Source organism: Haloarcula sebkhae, assembly GCF_014647415.1.
Classification (GTDB): Archaea; Halobacteriota; Halobacteria; order Halobacteriales; family Haloarculaceae; genus Haloarcula; species Haloarcula sebkhae.
This window is the reverse complement of sequence record NZ_BMPD01000002.1, coordinates 181,767-202,906: the sequence shown is the minus strand read 5'-3', so window position 1 is coordinate 202,906 and position 21,140 is coordinate 181,767. Positions and strand designations below refer to the sequence as shown.

General features: G+C 63.3%; 19 protein-coding genes. 10 read left to right on the top strand and 9 right to left on the bottom strand.

The window, feature by feature from the left end; genetic code table 11:
- Positions 1 to 3: 3 nt before the first annotated feature.
- The 7 genes from IEY38_RS07015 to IEY38_RS06985 all read right to left on the bottom strand — a co-directional run bounded on the left by IEY38_RS07015 (position 4) and on the right by IEY38_RS06985 (position 9,219).
- Positions 4 to 1,287 (bottom strand): outer membrane protein assembly factor BamB family protein, encoded by a 1,284-nt coding sequence (locus tag IEY38_RS07015; protein WP_188976515.1) that lies wholly within the window; start codon positions 1,285 to 1,287, stop codon positions 4 to 6.
- A gap of 135 nt (positions 1,288 to 1,422) precedes the next feature.
- Positions 1,423 to 1,902 carry a hypothetical protein gene (locus IEY38_RS07010; protein WP_188976513.1) on the bottom strand — a complete coding sequence of 160 codons (480 nt, stop codon included), beginning with the start codon at positions 1,900 to 1,902 and terminating at the stop codon, positions 1,423 to 1,425.
- Positions 1,903 to 2,000: 98 nt separating this feature from the next.
- Positions 2,001 to 2,747 (bottom strand): MBL fold metallo-hydrolase, encoded by a 747-nt coding sequence (locus IEY38_RS07005; protein ID WP_188976510.1) that lies wholly within the window; start codon positions 2,745 to 2,747, stop codon positions 2,001 to 2,003.
- Positions 2,748 to 2,810: 63 nt separating this feature from the next.
- Positions 2,811 to 4,475, bottom strand: coding sequence for an ATP-dependent DNA ligase LigA (gene ligA / locus IEY38_RS07000; RefSeq protein ID WP_188976508.1), 1,665 nt, complete (start codon positions 4,473 to 4,475; stop codon positions 2,811 to 2,813).
- Positions 4,476 to 4,513: 38 nt separating this feature from the next.
- Entirely contained in the window at positions 4,514 to 6,961 is a 2,448-nt protein-coding gene (locus IEY38_RS06995) for a type II secretion system F family protein (protein ID WP_188976507.1), read from the bottom strand.
- 1 nt (position 6,962) lies between these two features.
- Positions 6,963 to 8,585, bottom strand: a complete 1,623-nt coding sequence (locus IEY38_RS06990; RefSeq protein ID WP_188976504.1) for a type II/IV secretion system ATPase subunit — start codon at positions 8,583 to 8,585, stop codon at positions 6,963 to 6,965.
- A gap of 133 nt (positions 8,586 to 8,718) precedes the next feature.
- Positions 8,719 to 9,219 carry a TIGR04206 family protein gene (locus IEY38_RS06985; protein ID WP_188976502.1) on the bottom strand — a complete coding sequence of 167 codons (501 nt, stop codon included), beginning with the start codon at positions 9,217 to 9,219 and terminating at the stop codon, positions 8,719 to 8,721.
- 102 nt (positions 9,220 to 9,321) lie between these two features.
- On the opposite strand from IEY38_RS06985, the gene IEY38_RS06980 reads away from it, so the two are divergent.
- Positions 9,322 to 9,747: a DUF5793 family protein gene (locus tag IEY38_RS06980; RefSeq protein ID WP_188976500.1), complete on the top strand. Its 426-nt coding sequence runs from the start codon at positions 9,322 to 9,324 to the stop codon at positions 9,745 to 9,747.
- A 4-nt stretch (positions 9,748 to 9,751) separates the two neighbouring features.
- On the opposite strand, the gene IEY38_RS06975 is transcribed toward IEY38_RS06980, so the two are convergent.
- Complete coding sequence (locus IEY38_RS06975) at positions 9,752 to 10,534, bottom strand: NAD-dependent protein deacylase (protein ID WP_188976499.1); 783 nt, start codon at positions 10,532 to 10,534, stop codon at positions 9,752 to 9,754.
- A 212-nt stretch (positions 10,535 to 10,746) separates the two neighbouring features.
- On the opposite strand from IEY38_RS06975, the gene sucC reads away from it, so the two are divergent.
- The 5 genes from sucC to IEY38_RS06950 all read left to right on the top strand — a co-directional run bounded on the left by sucC (position 10,747) and on the right by IEY38_RS06950 (position 15,620).
- Positions 10,747 to 11,895, top strand: a complete 1,149-nt coding sequence (sucC, locus tag IEY38_RS06970; RefSeq protein ID WP_005535016.1) for an ADP-forming succinate--CoA ligase subunit beta — start codon at positions 10,747 to 10,749, stop codon at positions 11,893 to 11,895.
- Complete coding sequence (sucD, locus tag IEY38_RS06965; RefSeq protein ID WP_170097961.1) at positions 11,892 to 12,764, top strand: succinate--CoA ligase subunit alpha; 873 nt, start codon at positions 11,892 to 11,894, stop codon at positions 12,762 to 12,764. Before sucC ends, sucD begins: the two co-directional genes overlap by 4 nt.
- Positions 12,765 to 12,807: 43 nt before the next feature.
- Positions 12,808 to 13,800: an ATP-binding response regulator gene (locus IEY38_RS06960; protein WP_188976497.1), complete on the top strand. Its 993-nt coding sequence runs from the start codon at positions 12,808 to 12,810 to the stop codon at positions 13,798 to 13,800.
- A gap of 247 nt (positions 13,801 to 14,047) precedes the next feature.
- A complete protein-coding gene (locus IEY38_RS06955) occupies positions 14,048 to 14,284 on the top strand; it encodes a transcriptional regulator (protein ID WP_188976495.1) in 237 nt (78 codons plus the stop codon).
- A gap of 265 nt (positions 14,285 to 14,549) precedes the next feature.
- Positions 14,550 to 15,620 (top strand): sensor histidine kinase, encoded by a 1,071-nt coding sequence (locus IEY38_RS06950; protein WP_188976493.1) that lies wholly within the window; start codon positions 14,550 to 14,552, stop codon positions 15,618 to 15,620.
- A gap of 20 nt (positions 15,621 to 15,640) precedes the next feature.
- Here the strand turns inward: IEY38_RS06950 and IEY38_RS06945 are convergent, their stop codons facing one another.
- The gene (locus IEY38_RS06945; RefSeq protein ID WP_188976491.1) at positions 15,641 to 16,072 is read right to left on the bottom strand and encodes an SRPBCC family protein; all 432 of its coding nucleotides are present in this window, start codon (positions 16,070 to 16,072) and stop codon (positions 15,641 to 15,643) included.
- Positions 16,073 to 16,132: 60 nt separating this feature from the next.
- Here IEY38_RS06945 and IEY38_RS06940 point away from each other — a divergent pair, with 60 nt between their 5' ends.
- From IEY38_RS06940 to IEY38_RS06925, 4 genes are read left to right on the top strand one after another with little or no spacing between them, the layout of a single operon-like run.
- A complete protein-coding gene (locus IEY38_RS06940) occupies positions 16,133 to 17,035 on the top strand; it encodes an ABC transporter ATP-binding protein (RefSeq protein ID WP_188976489.1) in 903 nt (300 codons plus the stop codon).
- On the top strand, positions 17,036 to 18,931 hold the full coding sequence (locus IEY38_RS06935; protein WP_188976488.1) for an ABC transporter permease: 1,896 nt from the start codon (positions 17,036 to 17,038) through the stop codon (positions 18,929 to 18,931).
- Entirely contained in the window at positions 18,924 to 20,012 is a 1,089-nt protein-coding gene (locus IEY38_RS06930; RefSeq protein WP_188976486.1) for an ABC transporter permease, read from the top strand. The genes IEY38_RS06935 and IEY38_RS06930 overlap by 8 nt, the downstream gene beginning before the upstream one ends.
- A 43-nt stretch (positions 20,013 to 20,055) precedes the next feature.
- Positions 20,056 to 21,033, top strand: coding sequence for an aldo/keto reductase (locus IEY38_RS06925; protein WP_188976484.1), 978 nt, complete (start codon positions 20,056 to 20,058; stop codon positions 21,031 to 21,033).
- Positions 21,034 to 21,140: the final 107 nt, after the last annotated feature.

Below are 21,140 nucleotides of genomic sequence, written 5' to 3'. Positions count from 1 at the left end.
CAGTTATTCCAGCGCGTACACGGTATCGTCAGCGGCGACATATCCCCGTTTTTCGTCGACAGAAAGATCGGTTAGGTCGCTCTCGACATCGAACGCCCACCGTTTCGTTCCTGCCGTCGTATCCAGCGCGAATTTGAACCGATTCCGTGGATCGCCGTACGCCCACGAGTCCACGTACAGCGTATCTGACACGACTGCCGCCGGAACCACCCCTTTAACGTTCGTCTCCGGACTCCACGTCCAGTCCAGTTCACCGGTACTACTGTCGTGACCGCGAACCACGTCGCCACCCGTATAGAGAGTCCCGTTCTGAACCGGGGCCTGTTGGACGTCCCCGGACTGGTCCGTTCGCCACCGTTGCTCGCCAGTCGTCGGGTCGAGCGCGGCGACGTGTGTCCCACCAGCGTAGAGCGTCCCGTCGTGGAGCGTCGTCGATGCGATGGACCCTTCCCCGTGGGTCCAGAGCGTCTCCCCAGTGTCGGAATCCACGCCGAGTAGCGTGCCCCGAGTCTCGTCCATATCAGCAGCATAACAGAGCGTGTCGTCGGTGGCGACCATCGTCTGGGAGTGGTAGTCCGAGACATCGTTGGCCCACCGTTGCTCACCGGTCTCAGTGTCGTACGCGTAGAATCGGCCGCGCGAGGCCACGTATATCGTCCCGTTTCGAACGGCCCCCTCGTACTGATTGCCGACTTCGCCGGACCACTGTACCGACCCATCAGAAACGGCGAGTGCATAGAGCGTCTGTCCCTGCTTTGCCCGGGTGTCAGTGTTCGTTCCGACGTACACTCGCTTCCCGGTCGCGCCAAGCAACTCCAGCCACCACTCTCCGGGAGCGAACGTCCACTGCTTCGAGCCGGTTTCGGTGTCGAGTGCGACGACGACGTGGTCCTCGTACAGCCCCTCTTTCCCGGTTATGACGAATATGGTGTTCTCGACACGTCTCGGTTGCGAGCGGATGGGTTCGCTCGCGTCGTAGGACCACTGCTGGCTCCCGTCAGCAGTTGCGAGTGATGTGACCGTGCCCGACTCTGTGCCGACGTACAGACGGGTCCCCGTACTGATTGGCTGGGCAGTGATTTTTGCATCGAGTGACTGCCGCCAAGCGACAAACGGTTCCGTTTGCCCGCTCTGTGTGGGGGTGGCAGTCCCAGTCTCTGATTCCGTCGCTGTACTGGTTTTCGCCGGCGTTGGTTCCGTTGACTCGTTCGAACCCAGACAACCAGCGGTTGCCAGTCCGAGGGTCGCGGCACAGCCACGAAGGTATCGCCGACGGGAGGAGGGCATTGACAGTCTAACTCCAGTCGCTCGGTAAGTGTTTTCTGTCAAATGAAGGGTCGGTGCAGTCGGAGGCGTACGATATCCGCGATCTGAGTAGCAGCGAGTCAAACCGCGTTTAGCCCGATTCTACGTGGCGACCGATCAATCGTTGTTAGCCGACTGCTTCTGGGGCGGTAGTTTAAGCAAAGAACGGACAGATCGCCGGAAAGAGGTCCGTATCTGCTTCCCGACGGGCGTAAACACCAGCGTCGCAGCGAGACAGATCGAACTGAACTGGAGCACAGCCGTGGCCCACGGTGTAGAGGGCGGAACGAAGAGAAAGATGGCACCGAAAAGCAGGACTATGTTGATGACCTGTTCGGTAACGAAATACCCGAAACTGGCCGCGAGTGAGGGGTGAAAGCCGACTGTCCAGAACAGCACGACGACGACCGTTCCGAACAACAAGCCTGTCCCCATCGTCGATAGCGGAAGTTCGACCTGAATCGCATCAGCCACCGTAGCACCGAGAGACCAGAGGGACGACCCAATGAGGACCCAAACTAGCAGTAGGTGCCCAAACGAGGGCGCTCGATCAGTCGAGGACCGTGCCTCCCCTGCTCGTTTGCTGGAGCGTTCCATCACAGTCGTGTTCCTATGAGCGATTTAATATTGTTTTGACTGACAGGTGAAGTTGGGTGCCCGTCGTCTCAGGTCACGTGGTCTGGCTGTTGCACCAGCTAGCTTTCGTCCAAGACGACCGGGACCCCGCGTTTGGCGACGTCCTCGGCAAACGCACCGGAGTCCGCTTCCAGAGATTCGAACGTGTTGTAGTGCATCGGCAACACGAGGTCAGGATCCATCTCTTCAGCGAGGTCAGCGGCTTCGTGGCGGTTCATCGTGTAGTTCTTTGCGATAGAGGGGACGAACAGCGACACGTCGAGTTCGGCGTGGCCGTCCAGCACGTCGGTGTCGCCGGGCCAGAACACGCGGGTATCGTCTAAGGAGACGAGGAAACCACAACCGATTCCCTTCGGGTGGATCGGGCTGCCGTCGTCTTTCACATTTCGGCCGTCCTCGTGGTTGTACGCCGGCATCGTCCAGATGGGAACATCGTCGACCAGCACGTTGGCCTCCATCGACACCTTACGGACCTCATAGTCGAGATCGGCGAGGCGGTCGAAGTCGCGGTCGGTGGCGTGGACGTTGATGCCCTCGAACGCGACGACGGTGGCGTCCTCGCTTGCGACGCGGCGGATGCCGTCGGGGTCGTAGTGGTGGATGTGGGTCACACAGACGATGTCGCCGTCTTTCGGGGCGTAGTCCTGCGTCGGCGGGTGACCGATACCGGGCGTGTCTGGTTCCCACTCGCCAGTGAGGACGCCGTACCGGCCAGGGTCGAAGTAGACAACCGTCTCCTCGCCTTCCAGCCGCAGGGTCGCGTAGCCGAGCCACTCCGCGGTGATGCCGTCGTGTCGGACTGTCATGAGCGGGTGTTCTCGGAGACGCCCATTACGCGTGTCGGTCCGTCTCGAAACGGCCCAGCGGCGCTACTGTGACTCGGCCAGTCGCTCGACACGCTCCAGCGAGTCAGCGCTGTCAGGCGTCTTGTCCTCGCGGACCGAGAGGAACCGCGGGAACCGAAGCGCGTAGCCCGAGGCGTAGGACTGCGAAGCCTGTATCTCCTCGTACCCGACCTCGAAAACGACGGCCGGGTCGAGCACTACGTCGCGGCCGTCCTCGCTCTGGATGTACGGTTCGAACCGCTCGGTCAGGTCGTCCAGTTCCTCGTCGGTGATGCCAGTCGCGACGTTCCCGACGGTGGCGTAGCCGTCGTCGGTTCGGACAGAAAGCTCGAACGAGCCAAGCACGTTCGCCCGGCGGCCTTCGCCCCACTCCGCGCCGGTGACGACGCAATCCAGCGTCTCCACGTCGGGTTTGCGCTTGCGCCAGTGCTTGCCCCGCTTGCCGGGCGAGTACGCCGCTGTTGGGTCTTTCAGCATGATACCCTCCTGTCCGGCGGCGAGGGCCTCAGCTTCCAAGTCTTCAATCTCCTCGGAGTCGCCTGACAGCCACATCTGGGAGACAACATCGCTGTCAGCCGGGAACAGTGATTCGAGACGGTCGTGGCGCGTCTCCAGTGGGGCATCGAGCAGGTCCTCACCGGCGGCGTGCAGACAGTCGAATGCGTGTAGCCGGACGGCCACGTCCTCGCGGGCCGCAGCTACGTCGTGTTTCCGGCGGAAGCGCCGCAGCACCTCCTGAAACGGGAGCGGGTCGCCGTCGGCGTCGACCGCGACCACCTCGCCGTCGAGGATTGCCGGTGCGTCTAGCGCCGATTCGACAGTGTCGACGATCTCCGGAAGCGGGTCGGTGACTTCCTCCATGTTCCGGGAGAACAGCCGCGCGTCCTCGCCGTCGAAGTGGACCTGCACGCGAGCGCCGTCGTACTTCCACTCGACGGCGGCGCGGTCCCAGTCTTCGAGCGCGCCGGCGACCGTACCCGCCTGTGCCAGCATCGCCTGAACGGGGCGACCGATCTCGAGGGTGACGGTCGCCAGTCCGGACTCCCCCTCGTCGCGGGCCACTTCGGCGACCATGCCGTAGTCGTTCGACACCTGTACGGCCCGTTCGACGGCCTCGACTGACACGTCAAAAGCGGCCGCGACGGCGTCCCGGACCGTCCCCTCGCCGACGCCGATACGCATCTCCGAGAGGACGAGGCGGGCGAGGTAGCCGGCCTCCGTCGACGAACACCGCGAGAACAGGCCAAAGAGGATGTCGACTTTCGTCCCCTGGCTTCCGCTGCCGTCGACAGCGGCCAGCTCCCGTAGCTCGGTGTCGAGTTCCGCGACGGTCAGCGCGTCGTTCCCTCCGCCACCAGCGCCGAAGGCGGCGAGTCCCTGCTGGCCGCCGAGGTCGTAGCTGGCTGCGACAGCACCGATTTCACCCACATCCGCGAGGCGCTGCTCCACATCGTCGGCACTGATGTTCTGGCCCGCCGCCCGGGCAATCGCCTCGTAGCAGAGCCGCGGCCCGATATCGAGCGTGCGGGACTCGTAGGCCGGAAACACCCGGCCCTGTACGAAGCGAGCGAGCGTCGAGAGATCCGGCCCTGCGTCGGTGAACAGGCCGGTCACCGCCTCGGTTATCGCGGTGTCGGAACTCTCGGCTTCGATTGCTTCGGCACGGTCGGCGAAGGCGGCGAACTCCATCAGCGCCTCCTACCCGATTCGGCACCGTAAATCCAGCGTCACTCGACCGTGTACTCGACAGTGACGTTCTCGCCGGCCGTCGACGACGCATACGGCCGGTCCGGCGACCCTGAATTGCTGCCGAAGGGATAGTCGAGTTGCTGGTTCCCGTTGGTGTCCTGATGGGCGACGAGTACGATCGACTGGCCGGTCGACGGCGGCCGGTCAAGCGTTATCTGTACATCGCTGTGGGACCCCGACGGAAGGTACTCGGAGGTCCCGAGCACTCTACCGTCTTCCTCGAACTCCCTGACAACGATGAACCCACCCTCTGACAGCGATGCCGATTCGACCGTTATCTGGTCGCCGGAGACGGCGGGGCTGGTGACCGTCATCGATGCGACCGGCGAGGAGAGGAGAATGAACGCGACGTAGGCGACGCCCAGCAAAATCGCGGCGTGTTTCGCGCCGTCCTTGAGCGTCCCCTCGCCGAGTTGACCGCCGATGAAGCCGGTCAGGACCGCCTGAATGAGGGCGGTGTGGAAGAACACGAGCGTGTACGCGGCTTTGTCGACGCGACCGAAGCGAGCGAACTGGTCGACGTTGACGCCGAGGCGGTTCGACTCTCCGGCCGGCGTCGGTACGCTGGAGGGGAGGCTCGGGACGAGCACCTCTTGGACGGCAACGATGATGACGAGAAACACCAGGAAGGCGACGTAGATGACGACGAGGTAGGTGAGCATCTGCTGGCGTCGTCGCCGCTTCAGCCGGAGGTCGGCCCGCGACTGGGTCGCCGCGATGCGGAACACCGGGCCGAGCTGGCCGGAGGCGTGCATCGCGTGGGTCAACAGCGTGACGATGCGCGTTATCGCCGTGGTCTGGACCCGGCGGCCGAACCGGACCAAGGCGTCGTCGACGTTCGCGCCCATCCTGATGTCGGCCCAGATGCGGTGCATCTCCTGCGTGAGGACGCCGATGTCACTGCCCCGGACACGTCGGAGGCTTTCCACGACAGTCATCCCGGCTTCGTTCAGGCTCGCCAGCCGTTCGAGCAGATCCGGTGTCGCGTTCTCGATACGCGAGAGCCGCTGGGTGTAGATGAACCGCACCAGCGCGAACGGCCCAAGAATCAGCAGGAGCGACTGGATGGCGAGGTCGTCGAGGATGCGGATGTTAACAGATGACGTCTGGAACGCCACGGGGGAACGGACGAGCAACAGCACCACCGCGACGGGTATGGCAAGGTAGAGAACGTACACCGGGTTCCAGACGAGCGACTGGATCGGGGAGCTAAGCAGCTCCCGGAGCGACTTGATGCGGTCGTAGAACCGGAGGCGGAGCCAGTTCGCCTCGTCGGCCGGGACGACACCGCCGTCAGTCAGGCCGAGCCGGCCGGTCCCCAGACTGGGTTTCCCGAGTGTCGCCGTTTCGTACCGATCAAGAATGTCCGTCGTCCCGCCGCTCCCGATTCCCAGCGACTGAAGCTTGCTATCGAGATACACCATGAACCCGACGTTGGCCAGCGGGATGACGAGATACGCCATCATCTGTAATAGCCAGAGCGTGTCCGTCGTCGTTAGGCCGAAGACGAGCAGAATCGTCATCAGGAAGAGCACAGCGGCGACGAACACGGTGACGTACGCCTCGGCGACCGTGGCCAGCCGTTCCAGCAGGTCCTCCTGACGCTCGGCGGCTTCCTCCTGATGGCGCTCGTACTGCTCGCGGAGGAACGGGGCCAGCGACTGGCCGCTCTGGAGGACGCTGGAGAGGTTCTCGGTGAAGGTCTTGAACTGTTCGCTGGGGGTCCGCCGGGAGACGTGTTCGAGCGCCGAGATCATGTCCCGGCCGAACAGGTCCATCTCTCTGACGGCGACGCCGACCTCTCTGGCCGTGTCGCCATAGATCTCTTGATTCCGGGCCAGCACACGCATCACGTCGGGGAAGGACATGCCGCCACGAGAGAGCGCGTACATGAACGCGATGGTACGAGCCATTCCCTCGTCGATATTCCGGCTCCGCACGTCCGCCTGATTTTTCAGCCGTTCCCAGCGGTAGAGGTACGTGAGTCCGGCCGTCGCTGCGCCCGAAAGCACACCGCCGCCGATGAGGATGTACAGCGTCTGTGTCGGCGTCAACACGAGTTCGAACGTTCGCAGGCCGAAGGCGTTCACCATCGTCGAGGGGAGCCCCTGTGCGAGGTTCACCAGCGCCGGCAGAATCAACAGCAGGCCGCCGATAGCGTACGCCCCGGTGATAGCTCCGCCAACGGCACCGACACAGGCGTACACCAGCGTTCTGGCAGCGTAGCCGCGGTACGTCTCGTCGACGTATGCAGCTTCGAGTTGGCGTTCCCGCTCGGGCGACTGGCCCACGTACCGGCCGAAGAGCCGTCGGGACAGCCGCGTGACGTTGCGGTCGAATCGCTCGTTGACAGTGCTATAGCCGACTAACCCGAGAATCCCGACGACAACGGCGAGCGGTGCCAGACCGAGCGGGTTCAGCGCCATGTCAGGCTATCGCGTCGTCGTCGATGTTTGCCATGACCTGCTCTTTGTCCGCGTAGTACTTGTTGACCATCGCCGTGAACTTCCGGTAGTCAGTGATGCCCTCGGACTGGAGATAGCGGAGGAACCGCTGGCGGTTGCGGAGTTCGGTCAGCAGTTCCGACTGCGTCCAGCCGCGCTCCTCGCGGATTTCGTCCAGTAGCTCGCTGTTGTTCTCAGAGAAGCGGTCCTCGGTGGCCCGCCAGTTGTACGTCGTCGAGTAGTCCAGTTCGCCGGTCCGCTGGTCGATCCCCTCAATCTCGGCGAGCGTCTTCGCACGACGGACGCGCTCGTCGCCCGAGCGGGCCAGCACCTGGACACAGAGGATATCGAGACTCTGGACCATCGGCCGTGGGACGTTGATCGGCTCGTTCTCCAGCCGATTGATGACCGTCTGGACCGAGTCCGCGTGCATCGTCGAGAACGTCGTGTGCCCAGTGTTCATTGCCTGAAACAGCGTGATAGCTTCCTCGCCACGAACCTCGCCGACGATGATGTACTCGGGGCGGTGCCGGAGCGCGGACCGCAGCAAATCGTACATCGTGATGTCCGAGTCACCCAGCCGCTCGCGGGTGACCGAGGAGAGCCAGTTGTCGTGGTACAGCGACAGTTCACGGGTGTCCTCGATGGAGAGTACTTTCGATCGGGGCGGGAGAAACATCGCCAGCGCGTTCATCGACGTGGTCTTGCCGGCTGCCGTCCCGCCCGCAAAGATGAGCGACTTGTTGGACTCGATGGCAAGCCAGAGGTAGGCCAGCATCTCGACGGAGAACGTGCCGTACTCCAGCAGTTCGATGGGTGTGAACGGCTCGTCGGCGTACTTCCGAATGGTGAACGCGGAGCCGCGGGGGGTCACTTCCTCGCCGAGCGCCAGTTCGATACGGGAGCCGTCCGGGAGCGTCGTGGAGACAACAGGGTCCGAGACGGAGACGTGCCGCCCCGAGCGCTGGGCCAACTGGATGACGAAGTCGTTCAGTTCGTCGGCGTCGTAGGCGATGTTCGTCTCGATGTCCGTGTAGCCGTCGTGGTAGACGAAGATGGGAAGGTTCGCTCCGTCACAGGAGATGTCCTCGATGTCAGGATCGTGCATCAGGGGGTCGATGTGACCGTAGCCTTGGAAAGAGCGATGCAGGTAGTAAAACAGGCGGTAGAACGTCTCGGGCTCGATGACGACGCCGTACTCCTCCAGCCTGGCTTCGAGTTCCTCGGCGAGGACGCGCTCCGGGTCGGTATCGACGTCGTCGCGGTAGATGAGCGGGATGCGGATGTCCTCGAACAGGCGGTCGAGCAGTTCCCGCTCGATGTCGCTCAACGACGGCTCAACGACGTGGTACAGGTGCTCGTCGCGGTCGGGATCGTGATTGATAGAGGCGAAGGCGAAGGGAGCGTTCAGCCAGTAGCGGTCGACCTCGTTGTAGCCGTCCAGACCGTCGAATTCGACCAGTGTCCCGTGGCGACTGGGGTCGTAGTTCGCCGTCGGAACTGCTGACCCGCTCAACACCGTCGCGGTCCGCGAGAGCCACGACTGGATGTGGCCGAGCGGGTCCGAAACGAAGTCACCGGGTTCGGGAGATTCTGGGTTCGACATCGGTGTTGCAGTGGGGAGCAGACGGTGCTCCGCGGAATATACCTCTGCTATCGTATCCACCTACTTAAATTCGCTCGCCAAATTATCAGGAGTATAATCGCCAGCGGTCGGACGAACAGAACTGGACTGGCTGTTACGCCCGGTCAACGGTCAGCAGCAGATAGGCGAACACGAGGGCGACGACCGCCCCGATGGGGACGGTGATGCCGGGAAACGACGTGATGAACAGCCCACTGGCCGCGAGCGTGAGGACGCCCACGAGTCCAAGCAGCCCGCCGAACAGCCGGACAGGGTCGACGGGCAGGCTCGCTTCGACGCGGTCCTCAGCGGCGTAGTAATAGAGGCTGAGGCCGAGCGGCAACAGGAAAACGGCCAGGGCCGCGACCCCGAGTGTCCCGGCGAGCGCAAGCGGCTCCGACTCTTGGAACGCGGCAACCTGCCACGCCCAGAGAAACGGCCGCTCTCCGGGGAGCGACGCTCCGAAGATGAACTGGAACCGGAACGGGAGAAAGCGAAGCCCGACGACAGTGACCCCCTCAATCTCGAACAGCGACACCGACCACGGGGCCAGCCCCACGAGCCACGTCGCAAGCACCGCGAACTCGCCCGCGTACTCTGATTTCACCCAGGCCATACTACTGTCAGAGGGTAGGCCGGTCCGGTAAAAGCTACCGATACCAACAGTCGGTGCGCCGTTACGTTCATTTGGCCGGGCCACGTACCTGTAAACACCGGAATGAGGCGTGATTACTTCACCGTCGACATCCAGGCTTCGGCCACCGACAACGACGACCCCACGATCAAGATTGTATACGACGGGCCGACAGGAGAGCTCCGCAAGCGCCTCACCAAAGTAGACGGCGGCACACTCGATGGCGACGAGATCGACGTGACCTTCCGCCGCCAGCCAGAGAGCGACGGCGTGCTCTCGTTGACGAACCGACTCACCGGTGAGTACGTCTTCGAAGCGACAGCACCGACAGCTGACATCGACGCACTCGTTTCCACGGCGGACGCTCAAGAAGACCCACAGTTTACAGTCCGTCTCACCGATGGCGAGGGCGAGTCACGGACCTACGAGCTACGGACGCTGCTCGTCTACGACCACGACGGGAGCCTCCTGCGCGGGCAGAGCCTGATTCCCGGCGGCGTCGAGTTGTAACCCGCTACAGCCGCTCGACAATCGCCGGGAGCACCTGCGTGACATCGGCGCGAAGCACGTGCGCCGCACTCGCGTCACGCGGCGTCTCCTCGTAGTTTACTACGATCAGCGTACTGTCTCCCTCAGCCGCTATCTTCGGCAGGAGCGACGCCGGCTGGACCGACAGCGACGACCCAACCGCCAGAAACACGTCACTATCCCGTGCGAGACGCTGGGCCTCGTTCATCGCTACGTCGGGCATAGGTTCGCCGAACAGCACGACGTCCGGGCGGTAGACGCCGCCACAGTCACAGCGCGGCGGCAAGTCGCTGCTTTCGGCGGCCTGTTCGAATACCGCTTCCGCGTCCCGGCGGTGACCGCAGTTGTCACAGACCACGCGCCGATGGGTTCCGTGCAGTTCGACGACCCGGTCCGTCCCGGCGGCGTCGTGCAGCCCGTCGATGTTCTGCGTGAGCACGGCGTCGAGGTGGCCGTCCGCTTCAAGCGCCGCCAGCGCCTCGTGGGCGGCGTTAGGTTCGGGGTCTAAATCGCCGTAGATAGCCTCTCGAAGCGATATTCGGTCCGCCCAGAAGCCCGCTGGGTCGGCATCAAGCCGACGGCGGTGGAAGTCTGCCGGATCGTGGCGCTCCCAGATGCCGTCGTCACCGCGAAAGGAGGGGATGCCCGACGCCGTCGAGACGCCCGCGCCGGTGAGCGCGACGCCGGTTTCAGCGGTACGAAGCGCTTCGGCCACAGCACCGAGTGTCTCGTCGGCGACACCCTCAGCTCCGTGTCTGTCGTCAGCCATACGCTCGCTTCGGGGTACGACGCTGTGGGTTTATCGGATTGACCCCGACGACTGTGGGCGCACCCTCATGTCCCGAGTCTCCGTACTGCATCATGGCCTGCGTGCGCATAGCTCGCTCTCGACGCCCACAGTAAACTGGGACCATCCTCGCTTTGGTCGCAGGAAGAGAAACGGACGGATTTAAATCGCCACCGCTCGCCTTTCTGCATGACATGCGCTTGCACGAATACCAGGCGAAGCAAGTCTTCGCTGACGCGGGCATCCCGACGCCCGCCTCGCAGCTGGCCGAGACAGTAGATGAGGCCGTCGACGCGGCCGAGGAGATCGGATATCCGGTCGCCATCAAGGCACAGGTCCACGTAGGCGGCCGCGGCAAGGCCGGCGGAATCAAGCTCGTCGAGTCCAAGGAGGAGGCTCGCGAGGCCGCCGAGGACATCATCGGGATGGACCTCAAGGGCTACCACGTCTCGAAAGTGCTCGTCGAGGAAGCCGTCGACTTCGTCAACGAGCTGTACGTCGGCGTGACGATGGACCGCGGCGAGGGCCGCCCCGTCGCGATGGTCTCGACGAAAGGTGGCGTCAACATCGAGGAGGTCGCCGAGGAGGACCCCGATGCCATCGCCCGCGAGCACATCGACCCGGCCTTCGGAATGCACCCGTTCCAGGCCCGGAAGGTCGTCTACGAGGCCGGCGTCGACCGCGAGGTCGCAAACGACGTAGCGAGCGTCCTCACGACGCTGTACCAGCTCTGGGACGACCGCGACGGCGCTGACACGGAGATCAACCCGCTGATGATCACCAGCGACGACGAGGTCATCGCGGCCGACGCCGTCATGAACATCGACGGCGACGCCCTGTTCCGCCAGCCCGAAATCGCGGAGATGGGCGAGGAAGCAGCAGAAGGCGACGAACTCGAACAGAAGGCCGACGAGTACGGCTTCGACTACGTCCGACTCGATGGCAACGTCGGCATCATCGGGAACGGTGCGGGCCTCGTGATGACGACGCTGGACCTCGTCGACTACTACGGCGGCGAGCCCGCTAACTTCCTCGATGTCGGTGGCGGCGCGAAGGCTGACCGGATCGCAAACGCGCTCGATATGGTGTTCTCCGATGACAACGTCGATTCGGTCGTGTTCAACATCTTCGGCGGCATCACCCGCGGCGACGAGGTCGCCAACGGCATCAATCAGGCGCTGGAGCAGTTCGACGAGATTCCAAAGCCAGTCACCGTCCGACTCGCAGGGACCAACGCAGAGGAGGGAATGGAGATCCTGAACGAGGATCTGGTGACGGTCGAACATACGCTGGAAGACGCCGTCCAGCGTGCGGTTGAGTACGCAAAGGAGGTGGAAGCATGAGTGTTCTAGTTGACGAAGACACCCGCGTCGTTGTACAGGGAATCACCGGCGGTGAAGGGAAGTTCCACACCGAACAGATGCTTGAGTACGGGACGAACGTCGTCGCCGGCGCAGTGCCCGGCCGCGGCGGCCAGGAAGTCGCCGGTGTGCCGGTGTTCGACACGGTGCAGGGCGCGGCCCGCGAGGCCGACGCGAACGCCGCCGTCGTGTTCGTGCCGCCGGCCTTCGCCGGTGATGCCTGCTTCGAGGCGCTCGATGCGAAGGGTATCGACCTCGTGGTCGCCATCACTGAGGGCATCCCGACGCAGGATATGGCTCGAGTCTACCGCAAACTGCAGGAGACCGACACGCACCTTGTCGGTCCGAACTGCCCCGGCGTCATCACGCCCGGCGTCGCCAAGCTCGGCATCCTCCCGGGGAACATCTTCTCCGAGGGGAACGTCGGCCTCGTCTCCCGCTCGGGAACGCTGACCTACCAAGTCGTCGACAACCTCACCAATCGCGGCATCGGCCAGTCGACGGCCATCGGTATCGGCGGCGACCCGATCATCGGGACGGACTTCATCGGCGCGCTCGAACAGTTCGAGGCCGACCCCGACACCCACGCCGTCGTCATGTGCGGCGAGATCGGCGGCGAGGACGAGGAGGAGGCCGCGCGCTTCATCGGCGAGCACATGGACACGCCGGTCGCCGGCTTCATCGCCGGTCGGACCGCACCACCCGGAAAGCGCATGGGCCACGCCGGCGCTATCGTCTCCGGCTCCGGTACCGGGACCGCGCAGTCGAAGATTACCGCCTTGGAGGACAACGGCGTCCCGGTCGGTGACACGCCGGAGGAAGTCGCCGACCACGTCGAAGACCTGCTGTAGGGCACCGTCGGTTTCTTATCACCTGTTTTCGTAATATCAGGGGATGACGCCTGCTCGTGGGACTGTCTATCTCGTGGCCGGTAGCGGAGTGACTGAGCTTGCTGAGGCACTTTCCGAAGCACTGACCACGGACGGGGTAACAGCCGAGGCAATCCCAGATACGAGCGACGTACAGGACCGGCTGAGTGACGGGGATATCAGGGGTGTCGTCATCAGTGACGACGGTGACTGCGACGGGGTTGCGGTATTCGAGGCACTACGGGCAGCGGACACCGATATTCCGATTGTACTCGTCGGGACCGACCCTGATCCGGATCGAGTCTCCGAGGCGCTCCGGGCCGGCGTCACTGAGTATGTGACCGCAGAAACGTCGGCGTCCTTGGTGGCCGCGAAGCTCGAAGCGTACGCGACCCGGTGGCCGACTGACTGGTGGGTCGGTGCTAGCCAGTGGGACGATATCTCAAGCGGCATCTCCCACGACGCGAAGAACCCGCTCAACGTCGTCATGGGTCGGTTGGAGCTACTCGACATCGGTGAGCCCCATGAAGATGCATTGTTTCGGTCCGTCAACCGGGTCGAGTCACTGCTTACCGACCTGTCTCACATCGGAAGCATCGGACGCCCCGTTTCGGAGACCGAGTCGCTCTCGCTGGCGGATGTCGCCACTGAGGTCTGGGCCACCGCGAGCTACGAAAACGCGGCGCTTGAGGTGGTGACAGACGCAGCTGTCGACGCCGAAAACGACCGACTGCAGTTGCTCCTTCGCGAGCTGTTCGACAACGCCGTCGCTCACACCGAGGGACCGGTGACTGTCACTGTCGGTGCCACCGAGTCGGGGTTCTACGTGGCCGACGACGGCTCGGGGATTCCCGAATCGGACCGCGACAGCGTGTTCGAACAGGGGTTCGGGACAACACGGGAAGGGGAGGGGTATGGGCTGTTCCTCGTCGACACCGCAGCGCGGGCACACGGGTGGACGGTGTCGGTTGGGGACAGCGAATCCGGCGGCACGCGGATTGACGTGACGACAGCCTAGCGCTTTTATAGCGTAAAATAGAGCTGGGCCATTTTGACACGGCTTCTGGAGTGTTCGGTCCCGAACTGGCTGCTGGAGAAATGTGTACATCGGTAGTCAGTATTGTCAACCATTACTGTCCAAGATATGAGGTGTATGAAGTATCGAAAATCGACGGACAGCGGCCGACCCGAAACATCCGTCAACGGAAAGAAGCGGCCGTGAACGTTCCGGTATCGCTATAAGGGATGAATCTGTATTTTCGAATATGCCTCATATTTGTCGGAACTGCAAGCGGACCTTCGGCACAGAACTCGAACTCGAACTGCACCGCGACACGTGTTCGGACGGGCAGCTCTACTGTGACGAATGTGGTGACCGATTTACAGAGCGAGCGGCGACGGAGGACGGCTGGCACTATCGATGTCCGAATGACGACTGTGACGGCTCCGGGATCGACGACGATATCCACAAAGTATCGGACGCACGCGTGACCAAACAGTAGCTAACGGGAAGAACAGACCGAGCTAGCAGTGCGGTGGACGACAACGCCGGGAAACACGACGCACGCCTGTTCCGTTGGCCAGCAAATGTAAATGCACATCTAACAAATCGGTGCGGAAGTGACAGATATAGATCGTCACTCAGATCGCCTGCCAGCCATTATTCAGGGAGTCGGGTGGCTGTTCCTCCTTGGAGGCGTCGCCAACTACTTTTATTTCTCTGATTCCGGACTGACAGCTGTTTTTACTGCTGATTTCGCTGTCAGTATGCTGGCAATCGTGCCGTTTACAGCGGCGATCATCGTCGGCGGGTTCTGGCTCAGTGACTCGAGAATCGATCCGGACCATTATCGGCGTATCGGGGTCTGGTTCGCTGGCGGACTCGTCTCTTTTCTACTGTTGAATGTGGTGATGATTTTCACCTGGCCGACGGGGTCGCTGAGTGAAGACATCGGCTGGGCGCTGTTCGCGGCTATCGTCGGCGGCTTTGGTGGCCTCATGATGGGTATCTTCGAAGCGCGTGCGATATCCCGAGCCGTCGAGGCCGAGCGACAGCGACTCCGCCGGGCGGCCATCGAGCAGCGCAACGAACGCCTCGACGAGTTCGCGGCCGTCGTGGCACACGACCTCCGGAACCCGCTCAACGTCGCGTCCGGTCAACTGGAACTCGAACGAATGGACCGCGACTCGGAACACTTGGAGACGGCTGCGAAAGCAATGGATCGGATGGAAACGCTCGTCGACCGGACGCTGACGCTGGCTCGAAGCGGACACGTCATCAGTGATACGGAGGCCGTTGCTCTCGGAGAACTGATCGATAGCTGTTGGGAGGCCGTGCCGACGGCGAATGCGACACTACAAAACGAAATGACAGCCATCATCGACGCCGACCCGGATCGGCTCCGCCACCTGTTTGAGAACCTATTTCGGAACGCCGTGGAGCATGGCTCCACGGGCAGTCGGACGCAGTCCGGCGACAGTGCAGAACACGGTTCAACAAGCAGCCGACCGGCGGCTGATGACGATCTTGAACACGGCAGTGCTGACCTGACGCTTCGTGTCGGCGAGATGGCTGAGGGGTTTTACGTCGCGGACGATGGCTCCGGAATCCCGGCTGAGATGCGTGATGCGGTGCTCGACGACGGCTACACCACAACTGACGGCGAAGGCGGGCTGGGTCTAGCAATCGTCCAGCGCATCGTCGAAGCCCACGGCTGGGAAATCGACGTGACCGAGAGCGATCGGGGCGGGACACGCTTCGAGATTACGGACATCACGAGGATCAACGGCCCCGAGGAAGACACCGACACGCGCTCGAAGACGCCAATACAGTCCTGACGGGTCGGTGCGATCGCTGACTACGCTTCGCGCTGCTGTGCCAGCGCAGCGATTCGCCGGCACGCTCGGGCACACACCGGAGCGTAGCCAGTCGCCAGCGGCGGGATTTCGAACCCGACGACGGAGCCGTCGGCTCGTTCTTCGACGAAATGACCTGTCGCGGGGAGCCGTGCGACGTTCCACGTCCAGCGGTACGGTGCACACGCAGTCACCTCGAACGGGAGCCACATCGCGCCGGCAACGCGAACGCGGCCGGTCGTCCCGTCATCGATGTACTGATCCGTCGTCTCGACGGCTGTGACCGACGGCCCCCAGTCCGACCAGCAGCCGGTATCGGTCAGGACATCCCACACGGTGTCGATCGACGCGTCGGCGTCGTGCCGGACGAGAAGGCGTCGTCCGTCCGGTGTTTTCTCAAGCGAAACACTGTTCATGCCGAGTTCGAGAGCCATTATCAGAAGCAATAGGCCGGAGCCAAGGTATAGGTTAGTTCACCCACAACCAATCGGCAGATGATTGACGCCCGGGACATTCGGAAAGAGTACGGCGGTTTCGTCGCTGTACAGGGCAGCTCGTTTTCGGTCGACCGCGGCGAGGTATTCGGTATCATCGGGCCGAACGGGGCCGGCAAGACGACGACGCTGAAGATGCTCGCGGGCCTCCTGGAGCCGACGAGTGGCTCCGCCGAGATAGCGGGACTCGACACCGAAACCGCGGAGATGCGCCAGCAACTGGGCTTTCTGCCCGAGGAATCGCCACTGTACGAGGAGATGACGCCGATCTCCTATCTGAAATTCTTCGCCGACCTCTACGACGTGGACCCGGACGTGGCCGAGGAGCGGATGCACGACACGCTGGACAAACTGGAACTCGAACACCGCGACCGGAAGCTCGGCGACATGTCCAAGGGGATGAAACGGAAGGTCGCCATCGCCCGCTCGCTCATCAACGACCCTGACGTGCTCATCTACGACGAACCGGCGTCGGGGCTGGACCCGCTGACGACGAACTACGTCATCGAGTTCACCGAACAATTGGCGAAAGAGGGGAAAACCATCGTCTTCTCGGCCCATAATCTCTTTCACGTCGAATCTATCTGTGACCGGGTCGTCATAATGAACGAAGGAGAGATCGTCGCCCGCGGCGATCTCGAAGAACTCCAAGCCGAGTACGGCCACACGCGGTATCACGTCTACACGACCGTCGACGTCCCCGACGCGGTGCAGGAGAACGGGTCCTACAAGCGCGTCGTCGAGAGCATGGACGCCGTCGAGGAGACGCGTGAGCGGGCCGAGGCCAATGGTGGTGACGTGGTCGACATACGAACAGAGGAATCCAGCCTTGAGGAGGTGTTCCTCAACGTCGCCGAGGCCGGCACGCGCGGCACGCGGTACGTCGAGGAGGACACTGAGTAGATGCAACTGGATACGCTCCTGCGCGTCGCGAAGTGGGAGATGACAAAAAACGCCGGCGGCGTCGATAAACGGACCATCGTTGTGATGGCGCTGTCCCTCGTTGCGATGGGGGCGGTCGCCGCGATAGCCGTCAGTGGCGGTGCCGGTGCGGGGATGGACGACGGCATCTACCGGATCGGCGTCGACGAGAGCAGCCCGTACTACGGCGTTGCGGCCGATGATTCGACCTTTGATATCCGTGAGCCGGACCCAGCAGCCATCGAACGGCGCCAACAGGAACTCCTGTATCGTGGGACCCAGCTCCAGAGCGTTCCGCGAACAGCCAAGGAGCGGGCCGCGCTCACCGAACTCCGCGACAGCACGGCGCAGTATAACGACCGAACACTCGCTCGGGACGACAACCAGACCGCCGCGTTCCCCGTTTCTGTGACGCTTGTCTACGAGCAACAGTCGGGGAGCAGCCAGCTTGACCCCCGGAGCGGCGACGGCAGTGACGGGTCGGGTCCCTCTGCCGGGGGCTCCGACGCTTCAGACGGGAGTGGATCGAGTACCGGTGGCAGTGGTGACGGTTCAGATACGGGTGGTACTGGTGGGTCAGCCGCGAGCGGCGGCGGTGACGGCGGAACCGCTGGCGGTAGCGGCGCGAACCTCGGCGCTATCGGCGCGCGCTTGACTGGTGACGTACAGGGTGGCACCCCGTCGGACATCTCGCCGCCGTTCCCCTTCGAGTCGCTCGTGCTCGCCTTCCTCTACATCGTGCCGATGAACTTCGTCATCCAGGCCTACGGCTCGTCGATGCTCTCGGAGCGGTTGAACCGCCGGGGTGAACTCCTGCTGGTGACGCCGGTCTCGCGGGGCGATATCATCGGTGGCAAGACGCTTCCGTACCTTGCGGGCGCTGTCGGTGTGGCGGCGCTCATCACCGCGGCGCTACGGTTCGGAAATATCGCACCGGCGGGGAGTTACGTCGCGGTGCTGGCGGTGGTCCCGCTCGTCGTCCTCTTCCTCTCGGCGACGTTCTGCGGGGCGATGTTCGCCCGCTCGTTCAAGGAACTCACCTTCGTGACGGTGACGATAACGGTGACGCTGACCTCCTACGCGTTCGTCCCGGCTATCTTTACAGACGTGACTCCCATCGCGCTCATCTCGCCGCTGACGCTGGTCGTGTTGGACCTGACTGGCCAGTCCGTGGGGCTCTCGTCATTCGTTTTCTCGACGGTCCCGCCGCTGCTGACTGGGCTGGTGCTGTTCGGTCTGGGAGCCGGCCTCTACCGGGAAGAGGACATGTTCACCCAGCGACCGATTCCGCTGAAAGTGCTCGATGCGCTGGCCGGTGGTATCAACTCTCGCCGGAGCGCGCTGAAGATGAGCATCGTCCTGTTGCCGCTGGTCATCGTCGCCGAACTGGCGGCCATCGCGTTCCTGTTTGTCCTCGATTCGGTGTCGCTGAACGTCTTCGGGACGAACCAGTCGCTCGGTATCGTGCTCGTGCTCGGTGTCATCGTCGTCATCGAGGAACTGGCAAAGAGCCTGCACGTCTACGCCGGCTACGAACACGCCCGCTACGAGCGGACGCTCCGGTCGGCACTCGGCGTCGGTGCGCTCTCCGGGCTCGGCTTCTTCATCGGGGAGAAAGGGCTGCTTATCGCCAGACTCTCTGATCTAGAAAGTCTCCCTATCGGGGAAGCGGCTCTACAGGGCGCAACGTTGCCCGCCGGCCTCCCGCTGTGGGTTGCGGGGCTGCTGTTCATGCTGCCGCTGGCGTTGCACACGGTGACGGCAGCCATCTCCTCGGTCGGCGCGAGTCGTGGGCGACGGGCCTACGTCGCTGCGCTGACCGTAGCTATCGTGATTCACTTCGCCTACAACTTCACGGTGGTGAGTACCCTTGTCTGATGATCGCCCCCTCTGGCGCGACCCGCGAGTCGTCGTCGCCCGGCGAGACGTGCGGTCGCTGTCCCGCGAGAAGACCATCGTGCTGGCGTTGCTCATCCAGTTGTTCGTCGCGGGGTTCTCCTCGTTCCTCGTTGTCGGCCTCACCTCGTTGTACGACCCCAGCTCGGTTGCAGCCGGCGAGGTAGAGATGGCCGTTACCGGCGACGCCCGCGAGGAACTGGAGGCCGCGGCCGCTGAACAGGACGGGACCAGTGTCACCGCCTTCGAGAACGAGGCCGCCGCACAGCGGGCGTTCGACCAGCGCCGGGTCGATGCGATCCTGCGCGGCGAGTACGTGCCGTCGACACGCGGGCCAGGGGAGCAGATAGCGGTCACCGCTGTCGTGCCGGAAGGAAGCATCCGGTCGACGCTCATCGTCGTCGAGGTGCGGCGGGTTCTCAATGCGCTGGAGCGGCAGGAGCGACTGGAGCGGACGCCGTACCTCGACCAGCCGCCCGTGCCGCTCCCGGACACCGTCAGCGCGAGCCAGTACTTCGGGTTCACCTACACCATTCTGATTCCGCTGTTGCTGTTCCTCCCGCCGTTCATCAGCGGCTCGGTGGCCGTCGACACTGTCACCGAGGAACTCGAACGCGGCACGATGGAACTACTCCGCGTAGCTCCGGTGTCACTGCTCGACATCATCGACGGGAAAGCCCTCGGAATGGTGTTGCTTGCCCCTGCACAGGCGCTCATGTGGCTCGCGCTGCTGTCGACGAACGGCATCGCGGTTTCGAACCCAGCGGCGATTCTGCTGTTCATCACCGCAGTCACCGTCGTCGTCGTGACGCTCGGGGTCGTGCTGGGCATCACGCTCCAGAACCGTCGCCCGGCGCAGTTGCTGTTCTCCGTACTCACACTCGTGCTCTTCGGCGGGGCCGTCATCCTTCCGGAACACCCGGCAACGACGGTGGCGAAGCTTGCGGTCGATAGTCCGACCCTACTGACCTACGGCCACGTCGGCGGGGCGGTCCTGCTGGCGGTCGCCGGCTACGCCGCCGCCAGACTGTACATCGGTCGGGTCGCGGCGGAGTCGCTGTAACCGACGCCGAACCTTTTTCGCCAGCGCGGACGCGAACCCGAGCATGGAGTACACCACACTCGGGTCGACTGGCATGGAAGTCAGCCGGCTCTGTCTGGGCTGTATGAGCTTCGGAACCTCGGAGTGGCGCGATTGGGTGCTTGACGAAGACGAGAGCCGCGAGGTCATCGAGCGGGCCATCGACCTCGGCATCAACTTCTTCGATACGGCCAACATGTACTCGATGGGCGAGTCCGAGCGCGTCCTCGGGACCGTCCTCGACGATTACGACCGCGACAGTCAGGTCGTGGCGACGAAGGGGTACTTTCAGATGGACGAGGACAACCCCAATTCTGGGGGACTCTCGCGGAAAGCCATCGAGCAGGAACTGTCGAACTCGCTGGATCGGCTCGGGATGGACACCGTCGACCTGTACCAGATCCACCGCTGGGATTACGACACACCCATCGAGCAGACGCTCCGGACGCTGGACGACGCCGTCCGGCGGGGGCAGGCACGTTATCTCGGCGCATCGTCGATGTGGACCCACCAGTTCGCGGACGCCCTGCGGACGAGCGAGCGCGAGGAACTGGAGCGGTTCGAGACGATGCAGAACCACTACAATCTGCTGTACCGCGAGGAGGAGCGCGAGATGCTGCCGCTGTGTGACAAAGAGAACGTCGGCGTGATGCCGTGGAGCCCGCTGGCCCGGGGCTATCTCACCCGCCCACACGAGCAGGTCGAGGAGACCGTCCGGGGCGAGACGGACGATTACGCCCGCGAGCACCCCTACTTCGAGGGCAACGGCCGCGAGGTCAACGAGCGCGTGCAGGAACTGGCCGACGAGTACGACGCCTCGATGGCACAGATCGCGCTGGCCTGGGTACTCGACAAGGGGTGGGTCGACGCACCGATTATCGGGACGAGTAGCCTCGAACACCTCGAAGAAGCAGTCGCAGCGCTGGAAATCGACCTCTCGGCGAGTGACGTGGAGTGGCTGGAAGCACCGTACGAGCCAGTTCGGGTGTCGGGCCACGAGTAACACTGTCGGCTGTACGCCCCTTTGGAGTGTCGCCGCCCCGAGCGAGTGTCCTGAAACCAGTATAGACAGCGATCTATCCCGCCGAAATGGTTAATATGCAGTGAGAT